The 11,693-nt window shown below is 66.4% G+C and carries 6 protein-coding genes; 3 read left to right on the top strand and 3 right to left on the bottom strand.

What is annotated here, in order from left to right; genetic code table 11:
- Positions 1–10 precede the first annotated feature (10 nt).
- A complete protein-coding gene (locus tag ABD733_RS10000) occupies positions 11–1,678 on the bottom strand; it encodes a GspE/PulE family protein (protein WP_344795568.1) in 1,668 nt (555 codons plus the stop codon).
- Positions 1,679–1,995: 317 nt separating this feature from the next.
- Here ABD733_RS10000 and ABD733_RS09995 point away from each other — a divergent pair, with 317 nt between their 5' ends.
- The 3 genes from ABD733_RS09995 (at position 1,996) to ABD733_RS09985 (ending at position 3,898) form a co-directional block, all read left to right on the top strand.
- Entirely contained in the window at positions 1,996–2,220 is a 225-nt protein-coding gene (locus ABD733_RS09995; RefSeq protein WP_344795566.1) for a hypothetical protein, read from the top strand.
- A complete protein-coding gene (locus ABD733_RS09990; protein ID WP_344795564.1) occupies positions 2,217–3,164 on the top strand; it encodes an ABC transporter ATP-binding protein in 948 nt (315 codons plus the stop codon). Before ABD733_RS09995 ends, ABD733_RS09990 begins: the two co-directional genes overlap by 4 nt.
- Before the next feature lie 122 nt (positions 3,165–3,286).
- Positions 3,287–3,898, top strand: coding sequence for a hypothetical protein (locus tag ABD733_RS09985; protein ID WP_344795562.1), 612 nt, complete (start codon positions 3,287–3,289; stop codon positions 3,896–3,898).
- 100 nt (positions 3,899–3,998) lie between these two features.
- Here ABD733_RS09985 and ABD733_RS09980 read toward each other — a convergent pair whose 3' ends face one another.
- A complete protein-coding gene (locus ABD733_RS09980) occupies positions 3,999–7,880 on the bottom strand; it encodes a DNA-directed RNA polymerase subunit beta' (RefSeq protein WP_344795560.1) in 3,882 nt (1,293 codons plus the stop codon).
- Positions 7,881–7,947: 67 nt separating this feature from the next.
- Positions 7,948–11,439, bottom strand: coding sequence for a DNA-directed RNA polymerase subunit beta (gene rpoB, locus ABD733_RS09975; protein ID WP_344795558.1), 3,492 nt, complete (start codon positions 11,437–11,439; stop codon positions 7,948–7,950).
- Positions 11,440–11,693 lie beyond the last annotated feature (254 nt).

Raw genomic sequence — 11,693 nt, 5'->3', positions numbered from 1 at the left:
GTGAGAGGGGCTAGGCGACGACTCGGAGGATCTCTTCGACGCTGGTGAGGCCCTGCTTGGCCTTCTCCCAGCCGTCCTGGCGGAGGGTCAGCATCCCCTGCGCCTGAGCGAGTCGGCCGATCTCCGCGCTCGAGGCGCGCTTCACGGCGAGGCGTTCGATATCCTCCGACACGCTCATGACCTCGTGGAGCGCCACGCGCCCCCGATAGCCCGTGTTCGAGCAGGACTGGCAGCCGGCGGGCTCGTAGATCACGGGAGGGGCCTGGTCGGGGTCGATGTGGAACTTGAGGGCGTTGAGGTGCATCGGCGTGTAGTCGGCGGGACGCTTGCAGCGGTCGCAGAGGCGGCGCGCGAGGCGCTGGGCGACGACGCAGTCGAGCGCCGAGCCGACGAGGAACGGCTCGATGTCCATCTCGGTGAGCCGCACGATGGCGCTCGGAGCATCGTTCGTGTGCAGCGTCGACAGCACGAGGTGGCCGGTCAGCGACGCCTCGATGGCGATCTGCGCCGTCTCGTGGTCGCGGATCTCACCGAGCAGGACGACATCCGGGTCGGACCGCAGGATGCTGCGGAGCGCGCTGGCGAAGGTGAGGCCCGCCTTCGGGTTCACCTGGACCTGGTTGATGCCCTTCATCCGGTACTCGACCGGGTCCTCGACCGTGATGACGTTGATCTCGGGGCGGGCGACGGCGTTGAGCGTCGTGTAGAGCGTCGTCGACTTGCCGGAACCCGTCGGGCCCGTGACCAGGATCATCCCGTAGGGCTTCGAGTACGACTCCGCGAACACGTCGAAGTTGCGCTCGAGCATGTGGAGGTCGCGGAGGCTCAGGGTCGTGTTGGAGTTGTCGAGGATCCGCATGACGACCTTCTCGCCCCACACGGTGGGGAGCGTCGCGACGCGGAGGTCGATCTGCCGATTGCCGTGGCGGACCGACATGCGGCCGTCCTGAGGCTTGCGGCGCTCGGCGATGTCGATGTCGCTCATGATCTTGAGGCGGGAGATCACGCCGTTCTGGATGCTCTTCGGCGCCGGCTGCATCTCGTGCAGGACGCCGTCGATGCGGTACCGGACCCGGACCTCGTTCTCGCCGGGCTCGATGTGGATGTCGGAGGCCTTGTCGGTGATCGCCTGGCTGACCAGGAGGTTCACGAACCGGACGATCGGGACGTCGTCGTCCGGGCCCGAGGCGATGTCCATCGCCGACTGGTCGGAGGCGGTGTTCTCCTCCTCCAGGGTCGAGGTCAGGTCGTTCAGTTCGTCGTCGGCGCGGATGTAGCGGTCGATAGCCGCCTTCAGGTCGTTCTTCTCGGCCATCACCCACTCGATGGACATCCTGGACGCCGCTCGCACGTCGTCGAGTGCGAACACGTTGCCCGCGTCGCTCACGGCGACGAGCAGGAGGCCGTCGTGGATGGCGATCGGCAGCGCGTTGTGCCGGCGGCAGACGGCCGACGAGACCATCGTGACCGCGTTGCGATCGACCGGGTAGTCGACAAGCTCGACGAACGACATGTTCGCCGCCTGCGCGCGGGCCTTCGCGATCTGCAGCTCCGAGACGACGCCCCGCTGCAGCAGGTCGCGGACCGAGGCCTCCTCGTCGGACGGGTTCGACATCAGGTCGAGCTGCTCGATCGGCAGCAGACCGTGCAAGATCAGGATCTCGGTCATCGACGCCATGCGGAACCTCCTCGGACAGGGGCCGCGCTTCGGGGTGCACGCGGCGGTGCTCGGGCGATCTCCCCGGGCCAGGCAAGCTTCGCCTCTCGCCGACGCGGGGTACATATCCCAATCGGAGTGCCACCCGTTGGGGGTGCGCCGGCGCTGCTGGCGTGGCTGGCGCCGGATTCGCACCAATCGGATGTGACATCTTCCATGGAGTACGACAGTGTTGGTTGTGCCCACGCCTGACCTGCCAGAGTCGCCGCGCCCTCCCTGCACGAGATCGGACATCAGTGACACACCATGAATCGGAAAACGCGGGCCGGCCTCGCCTTGTGAGAACGGAATCCTGGAGCTGCTTCGCGCTTGCGACGCTCACCCTCATCCTGGTCGCCGCCGACAGCCCCGCCGCGTTCGTGCCCCTTGCGGCTGCGTTCGCCCTCTTCGCTCACCTCGGACGTCGGGCTGGCGACCGTGCGGCTCCCCGACACGCCCTCATGGCCGCGCTCCCCCTGTGCCTCGGAGCCGCTGTGGTCGCGATCGTCAGAGCGCTGGCATGAGACCCACGAGCATCGCAGTCACGGCTCTCTCGAAGCGGTACGGCGACGTCGTCTCCGTCGACTCCCTGACGTTCCGGTGCGAGCCCGGCACCGTCACGGCTTTCCTCGGCCCGAACGGCTCCGGCAAATCGACGAGCCTCCGCATGATCGTCGGCCTGACTCGCCCCGACAGCGGAACCGCGACATTCAACGGTCGGACGATCCGGGAGCTGGACAATCCGGGTCGGACGGTGGGCGTCCTCCTCGATGCGGGGGCGCACCACCCGGGTCGTTCCGTGGCTGAGACTCTGAGGCTCGCCTGCATCCTCATCGGCATGCCCAGGACGCGAATCAGCGAATGCCTCGAGTTCGTGGGCCTCGAAGGAGTCGCGCGGAGACGCGTCGGCACTCTCTCGCTCGGCATGCGACAACGGCTCGGGCTCGCGATCGCCGTCCTGGGTGAACCCGCCTGCCTCCTGCTCGACGAGCCTGCCAACGGTCTCGACCCCGAGGGCATCTCCTGGCTCGGCGACTTCCTGAGCGAGTTCGCTTCCGCCGGCGGCACCGTCCTCCTCTCGAGTCACCACCTGGACGATGTCGACTCCGTCGCCGATCACCTCGTCATCCTCGACAGTGGCCGCATGGTCCACGAAAGCAGCCGTTCCGACGACGAGATGCGCCGTGCGAGCACGTTCACAGCGAACGCTCCCGAGGCCATCACCGCCGAACTCGACCGGCGTGAGATCCGGTGGGCCCTCGACCCGGCCAGCGGTCGAATCGAGGCCGCTACGGATCCCGAGACGATCTGGCACATGTCAGCCGAGTCCCGGACGCCGATGACGTCCCTCACGAGTTCATCGCCTCACGCGCTCCGCGACCTCTTCGCAGCCTCGACCACCGCTGAGTTCCAGGGTGGGAAGCTCGACTTCTTCCCCGTCGACAAGCGAGAGGAGGCGAAGAAGTGACCTTCGCGCGCGTCCTCCAGACAGAGCTCCGGAAGTGCGTCGACACGAGAGCGTCTCGGTGGCTCCTCGTCGTCATGGTCGTCCTCTGCGCCTGCGCCCTGGCCATCAACACGATCACAAGAGTGGAGGACTTCGCCGACTACGTGCGCGGAGCCACCCTGCCCATGCCCGCGTTGTTGCCCATCCTGGCGATCCTCGCCGCGACGGGCGACTGGACGCAGCGATCGGCCATGACGACGTTCGCGCTGGTGCCCCGCCGATCGATCGTCCTGGCTGCGCGTCTGGCTGCGGCGATCCTGTTGATCGTCGCCGTGGCGGCAGCGGTGGCGCTCGTCTCAGTCGTCGTCTTTCTGCTCACGCCTCACGCTCGCGTCGAGTCCGTGGGCTCGTGGGCGACCCTCGGCGCGCTGGGGTCGATCACGGGCCTGTCGATCGCGGCCGCTCTGACGGGTGTCGCCGCGGGCTTTCTACTCTTGAATACGCCGGTTGCGATCACGGTGACGATCCTGCTTCCGATCCTGTTCGACATCCTGGTCGCCATTCCACTGCCTGAGGTCGCCCCCTGGATCTCCATCCTCGCCTTCAGCGCCTGGATGACCGCGCCCGAATGGAGCTGGTGGACGACCCAGGGCACCGGCGTGGGCATCGGGCCGGCGCTCACGTCGTTCCTCCTGTTCATCGTGGTTCCCATCGGCGTCGGGTGGAAGCGACAGTCGGTGCGCGAAGCCAAGTAGCGCTTCCCGAAGCAGCTCGGTCCAGAACGCCGAAAGGCCCCGCCGCACGTGAGTGCGACGGGGCCTTTCGTTGCAGGGCTGCTGCTTAGTTGTTCGGATATTAGTTGTACGTGCCCGGGGTGAAGTCGTCGCTCGAGAACGAGTCGAAGTCGACGAAGCTGAGGTCAGCCTCGTTGAACGACGCGTCGTCGGTGAAGACACGGTTCGGGTAGCGCTCGGCCTTCGCCTCTTCGGTGGCCTCGACGGCCACGTCGCGGTAACGGCTGAGGCCGGTACCGGCCGGGATCAGCTTTCCGATGATGACGTTCTCCTTGAGGCCCATCAGCGGGTCGCTCTTGCCCTCCATGGCGGCCTGCGTGAGGACACGCGTGGTCTCCTGGAAGGAAGCGGCCGACAGCCACGACTCGGTCGCCAGCGACGCCTTGGTGATACCGAGGACCTCTTGACGAGCCGAAGCCGTCTTCTTGCCCTCGGTCAGGGCGGCGCGGTTGATCTCGTTGTAGCGCATCCGGTCGACGAGCTCACCGGGGAGCAGGTCGGTGTCGGCGTGGTCGACGACGGTCACCTTGCGGAGCATCTGACGGACGATGACCTCGATGTGCTTGTCGTGGATCGGCACACCCTGCGAGCGGTAGACGTCCTGGACGCCTCCCACCAGGTGCTGCTGCACGGCTCGCACGCCCTTGACCCGGAGGACTTCCTTCGGGTCGACGGCACCGGCGATGATCTGCTGACCGAGCTCGACGTGCTGACCGTCCTCGATGAGGAGGGTCGAGCGCTTGAGGACGGGGTAGATGACCGGCTCGTCGCCGTTGTCGGGGGTGAGGATCACGCGGCGGGCACGGTCGGTGTCCTCGATCGTGACTCGGCCTGCGGCATCGGCGATCGGGGACGCACCCTTGGGGGTGCGGGCCTCGAACAGCTCGGTGACGCGGGGCAGACCCTGCGTGATGTCGTCGGCCGAGGCCGAACCACCGGTGTGGAAGGTGCGCATGGTCAGCTGCGTGCCGGGCTCGCCGATCGACTGGGCCGCGATGATGCCGACGGCCTCTCCGATGTCGACGAGGTTGCCGGTGGCGAGCGAACGGCCGTAGCACTTCGCACAGACACCGACGGCCGACTCGCAGGTCAGGACCGAGCGGACCTTGATGGTCTCGACGCCCGCGGCGACCAGCTGGTCGATCAGGACGTCTCCGACATCGGCGCCGGCCTCGGCCACGACGGTGCCCTTCGGGTCGACAGCCTCGGCAGACAGCGTGCGGGCGTAGACGGTGTTCTCGACCGTCGCGTCGCGCACCAGCTTGCCGGTGGAGTCGGGAGCCGCGATGGGCATCTCGAGCCCGCGCGTCGTACCGCAGTCGTCCTCACGGATGATGACGTCCTGCGACACGTCGACCAGACGACGGGTCAGGTACCCCGAGTCGGCCGTACGGAGAGCCGTGTCGGCCAGACCCTTGCGGGCACCGTGCGTCGCGATGAAGTACTCGGCCACCGACAGCCCCTCGCGGTACGAGGAGATGATCGGACGAGGGATGATGTCGCCCTTCGGGTTGTTCACCAGGCCTCGCATGCCCGCGATGTTGCGGACCTGCAGCCAGTTACCACGAGCACCCGAGGTCACCATGCGGTTGATGGTGTTGTTCTTCGGGAAGTTCTCGCGCATCGCAGCGGCGACCTCGTTGGTCGCCTCCGTCCAGATCTTGATCAGGTCGGCGCGACGCTCGGCGTCGGAGATGAGGCCCTTGTCGAACTCGCCCTGGACGGCCGCGGCCTGCTTCTCGTAGCCCGCGACGATCTCCGGCTTGCGCGGAGGCGTGAGGATGTCCGAGAGAGCGACGGTCACACCGGAACGCGAAGCCCAGTAGAAGCCCGCGTCCTTGATGTTGTCGAGAGCCGCCGCGACGGCGACCTTCGGGTACCGCTCGGCGAGGTCGTTGACGATCGTCGAGAGGACGCCCTTGTCGGTGACCTCCTGGACGAACGGGTAGTCGGCCGGGAGCGCCTCGTTGAAGATCGCACGGCCCAGCGTGGTCTCGACCAGGGTGGTGTCACCCTCGACGTAACCGGCCGGAGCCTGACCCTCGGCGAACGTCAGACCCGGGATGCGGATCTTGACGACGGCGTTGAGGTCGAGCGAGCCCTGATCCTTGGCCAGGATCGCCTCGGAGACCGACGAGAACGCGCGGCCCTCGCCCGTCGCACCCTCGGTGACCGTGGTCAGGTGGTGCAGACCGATGATCATGTCCTGGGCGGGCAGGGTCACCGGACGACCGTCGGACGGCTTCAGGATGTTGTTCGACGCCAGCATCAGGATGCGGGCCTCGGCCTGGGCCTCGACGCTCAGCGGGAGGTGGACGGCCATCTGGTCGCCGTCGAAGTCCGCGTTGAAGGCGGCGCAGACGAGCGGGTGCAGCTGGATGGCCTTGCCCTCGACGAGGAGCGGCTCGAAGGCCTGGATGCCCAGGCGGTGCAGCGTGGGAGCACGGTTCAGGAGGACCGGGCGCTCACGGATGATCTCTTCGAGGACGTCCCAGACCTGCGGGCGCGAACGCTCGACCATGCGCTTGGCGCTCTTGATGTTCTGAGCGTGGCTGAGGTCGATGAGGCGCTTGATCACGAACGGCTTGAAGAGCTCGAGAGCCATCTGCTTGGGCAGACCGCACTGGTGCAGCTTCAGCGTCGGTCCGACGATGATGACGGAACGACCCGAGTAGTCGACGCGCTTGCCGAGCAGGTTCTGGCGGAAACGACCCTGCTTTCCCTTGAGCATGTCGCTCAGGGACTTCAGGGCGCGGTTGCCGGTGCCGGTGACGGGACGACCGCGGCGACCGTTGTCGAACAGCGCGTCGACGGCCTCCTGCAGCATCCGCTTCTCGTTGTTGACGATGATCTCGGGCGCGCCGAGGTCGAGCAGACGACGGAGACGGTTGTTGCGGTTGATCACGCGACGGTAGAGGTCGTTGAGGTCGGAGGTCGCGAAGCGGCCACCGTCGAGCTGCACCATCGGGCGGAGCTCCGGCGGGATGACCGGGACGACCTCGAGCACCATGGCGGCCGGCGAGTTGCCGGTCGACAGGAAGCTCGACACGACGCGCAGGCGCTTGATGGCGCGGATCTTCTTCTGACCCTTGCCGTTCGCGATCTGGTCGTGCAGGACCTCGGCCTCGGCCTCCAGGTCGAACGACTGCAGGCGCTTCTGGATCGCCTCGGCGCCCATGTGGGCCTCGAAGTAGATGCCGAAGCGGTCCTGGAGCTCGTGGAAGACGGCGTCCTCGGGCTTGAGGTCGCCGACCTTGAGCGAGCGGAAGTCCTCCCAGACGCGCTCGAGGCGGTTGATGTCCTCGTCGAACGACTTGCGCGTCTGCGACATCTCCTTCTCGGCGCCGTCCTTCGCGCGACGCTTCTGGTCGCTCTTGGCACCCTCCGCCTCCAGGGCGGCGAGGTCGTCCTCGAGCTTCTTCAGACGGTCGGCGATGCGGCTGTCGCGCTGCGACTCGAGCTGCTTGATCTCGAGGCGGAGCTCGTTCTCGAGGCCGGGCATGTCGGCGTGACGGCCCTCCTCGTCGATCGAGATGACCATGTAGGCCGCGAAGTAGATGACCTTCTCGAGGTCCTTCGGAGCCATGTCGAGCAGGTAGCCGAGACGCGACGGAACACCCTTGAAGTACCAGATGTGCGTGACGGGCGCGGCGAGCTCGATGTGGCCCATGCGCTCACGACGGACCGAGGACTTGGTGACCTCGACGCCGCAGCGCTCGCAGACGATGCCTTTGAAGCGGACTCGCTTGTACTTGCCGCAGGCGCACTCCCAGTCGCGGCTCGGTCCGAAGATCTGCTCTCCGAAGAGGCCGTCCTTCTCGGGCTTCAGCGTGCGGTAGTTGATGGTCTCCGGCTTCTTGACCTCGCCGTGTGACCAGGCGCGGATGTTCTCGGCCGTAGCGAGGCCGATCCGCAGCTCATCGAATGTTGTTGCTTCGATCAATGTGTATCCCTTTTATAAAAGTGTCGACGTTGTCGTAGTGCTGGGACGGACCCGGCGGGTGAGCGCTCTAGATCTCGTCGACAGACGACGACTCGAAGCGGGAGGAGATGTTGATGCCGAGCTCTTCCGCAGCGCGGAACACCTCGTCGTCGTTGTCGCGCAGGCTGACCGTCTGGCCGTCCGCGGACAGCACCTCGACGTTCAGGCACAGCGACTGCATCTCCTTGATGAGCACCTTGAAGGACTCGGGAATGCCCGGCTCCTGGATGTTCTCGCCCTTGACGATCGCCTCGTAGACCTTGACGCGGCCCAGGATGTCGTCGGACTTGATGGTCAGGAGCTCCTGGAGCGCGTACGCGGCTCCGTAGGCCTCGAGGGCCCAGACCTCCATCTCACCGAACCGCTGACCACCGAACTGCGCCTTACCACCCAGCGGCTGCTGCGTGATCATCGAGTACGGGCCGGTCGAACGGGCGTGGATCTTGTCGTCGACCAGGTGGTGCAGCTTCAGGATGTACATGTAGCCGACCGAGACGGGCTCCGGGAACGGCTCGCCGGAGCGGCCGTCGAAGAGCTGCGTCTTGCCGGACGAGCCGATGAGACGGTCGCCGTCGCGGGTGACCAGCGTCGAGTCGAGGAGACCTGCGATCTCGTCCTCCGAAGCACCGTCGAACACCGGGGTGGCGACCTTGGTGCCGGCCGGAGCCGACAGCGCGTGCTTCGGGAGGTTCTCGGCCCACTCCTGGATGCCGTCGACGTTCCAGCCCTGCTTGGCGATCCACCCGAGGTGGATCTCGAGCACCTGGCCGAAGTTCATTCGACCGGGCACGCCCAGCGGGTTGAGCACGATGTCGACGGGGGTCCCGTCGGCGAGGAACGGCATGTCCTCGACCGGGAGGATCGTGGAGATGACGCCCTTGTTGCCGTGACGACCGGCGAGCTTGTCGCCCGCGGTGATCTTGCGCTTCTGGGCGATGAAGACCACGACGCGCTGGTTGACGCCCGAGCCGAGCTCGTCGTCGCCATCCTGCGAGTCGAAGACCTTGACGCCGATGATCGTGCCCTGCTCGCCGTGCGGCACCTTCAGGGACGTGTCGCGGACCTCGCGGCTCTTCTCGTTGAAGATCGCGCGGAGCAGACGCTCCTCGGCGCTGAGCTCGGTCTCGCCCTTCGGCGTGACCTTCCCGACCAGGATGTCGCCGGGACGGACCTCGGCGCCGATGCGGATGATGCCGCGCTCGTCGAGGTCGGCCAGCAGGTCGGGGCTGACGTTGGGGAGGTCACGGGTGATCTCCTCCTTGCCGAGCTTCGTGTCGCGGGCGTCGACCTCGTACTCCTCGATGTGGATCGAGGAGAGCGTGTCGTCCTTCACCAGGTTCTGGCTCAGGATCATCGCGTCTTCGTAGTTGTAGCCCTCCCACGGCATGAACGCCACGAGGAGGTTCTTGCCGAGCGCGAGCTCGCCGTTCTCGGTGGCCGGGCCGTCGGCCAGGACCTCTCCGACCTCGACGCGCTGACCGGCGTCGACGATCACGCGGTGGTTGTACGACGCGCCCTGGTTGGAGCGGTCGAACTTGCGCAGGTAGTAGTCCTGCGTGCCGCCCTCGTCGAGCTGGATGGTGACGACGTCGGCCGAGACCTCGGAGACGACACCGGCCTTCTCGGCGGTGACGACGTCGCCGGCGTCGATGGCCGTGTAGCCCTCCATGCCGGTTCCGACGAGGGGCGACTCGCTGCGGACCAGCGGGACGGCCTGGCGCTGCATGTTCGCACCCATGAGGGCGCGGTTCGCGTCGTCGTGCTCGAGGAACGGGATGAGCGACGTCGCGACGGACACCATCTGGCGCGGCGAGACGTCCATGTAGTCGACGTCGGACTTGTCGACGAGCTCGACCTCGCCGCCCTTGCGGCGGACGAGGACCTTGTCTTCGACGAAGTCGAACTTGTCGTCGAGAGGCGCGTTGGCCTGCGCGACGACGTAGTCGTCTTCCTCGGAGGCGGTGAGGTAGTCGATCTGGGTCGTGACGTTGCCGTTCACGACGCGGCGGTATGGCGTCTCGATGAAGCCGAACGAGTTGATCCGCGCGAACGATGCGAGCGAACCGATCAGGCCGATGTTCGGGCCTTCCGGGGTCTCGATCGGGCACATGCGGCCGTAGTGCGACGGGTGGACGTCGCGGACCTCGACACCGGCGCGCTCGCGGCTCAGACCACCGGGGCCGAGCGCGGACAGGCGGCGCTTGTGGGTCAGACCCGACAGCGGGTTGTTCTGGTCCATGAACTGCGACAGCTGCGACGTTCCGAAGAACTCCTTGATCGCGGCGACGACGGGGCGCACGTTGATCAGGGTCTGCGGCGTGATCGCCTCGATGTCTTGAGTGGTCATGCGCTCGCGGACGACGCGCTCCATGCGCGAAAGACCGGTGCGGACCTGGTTCTGGATCAGCTCGCCGACCGCGCGGATGCGACGGTTGCCGAAGTGGTCGATGTCGTCGACGTCGAGGCGGAGCTCGACCGGCTTGCCGTCGCGGGTGCCCGCGATGGTCTTCTCCTCGGCGTGCAGCGACACGAGGTACTTGATCGTCGCGACGATGTCCTCGACGGTCAGGACCGAGTCGGTCAGCGGCGCGTCCATGCCGAGCTTGCGGTTGATCTTGTAGCGACCCACCTTGGCCAGGTCGTAGCGCTTCGGGTTGAAGTAGAAGTTGTCGAGGAGCGCACGAGCGGCCTCGGCAGCGACCTGCTCGCCCGGACGGAGCTTGCGGTAGATGTCTTTGAGCGCCTCCTCCTTGGTGAGGATGGCGTCCTTCTCGAGGGTCGCCTCGATCGACGCGAAGCCCTTGAACTCCTCGAGGATCTCTTCGCTGGTCAGGCCGAGGGCCTTCAGGAAGACGGTGACGCTCTGCTTGCGCTTGCGGTCGATGCGGACGCCGACCTGGTCGCGCTTGTCGATCTCGAACTCGAGCCAGGCACCGCGGCTCGGGATGATGCGCGACGAGTAGACGTCCTTGTCGGAGGTCTTCTCGGGGGTGCGGTCGAAGTACACGCCGGGCGAACGGACGAGCTGCGACACGACGACGCGCTCGGTGCCGTTGATGATGAACGTGCCGCGCTCGGTCATGAGCGGGAAGTCGCCCATGAAGACCGTCTGCGTCTTGATCTCACCGGTGAGGTGGTTCATGAACTCGGCGTTGACGTACAGCGGGGCGGCGTAGGTCTTGCCGCGCTCCTTGCACTCGTCGATCGAGTACTTGGGGTCTTCGAGCTCGGGTGCGGTGAACGACAGCTGCATCGTCTCGCCGAGGTCCTCGATCGGGGAGATCTCCTCGAAGATCTCCTCCAGGCCCGAGTGGACGGCGAGGTCGGTGCGGCCCTGGGCCTGTCCCTCAGCGAGGCGCCCCTTCCACACGTCGTTGCCGACCAGCCAGTCGAAGCTCTCCGTCTGAAGCGCCAGCAGGTCGGGGACCGTCAGCGTGTCGGTGATCTTCGCGAATGACAGCCGCTGAGCCGCGCGGCCGTTCTTGGGTGAGTTGGTTTGTGCGTTGGGCGCAGCAGCCAAGGAAACTACCTCCGTGGACCCTCAGGGTCCTGTGTCGTCTGTTCGGACAGTACGTTGTGATTGAGTGGAGACGAACTCACCAGGATGGCCGGAGACAGACGTCTCAGACAGACACCCAACCTCGCCGCAATTTTCGAGGTGTGCCCGTCGACCGCAATATGACGACCGGGCATGGGGAGCGCAAAGGTCAACTATAGGTCGCTCCGACGCGCCCTGTCCAGTGGGTCGTTGACCTTTTTCGGGATCACCGGTAT

The organism is Frondihabitans peucedani, from assembly GCF_039537585.1.
GTDB lineage: Bacteria > Actinomycetota > Actinomycetes > Actinomycetales > Microbacteriaceae > Frondihabitans > Frondihabitans peucedani.
Note: the sequence above shows the minus strand (reverse complement) of the source record. Positions and strands in the feature narration are given on the sequence as shown.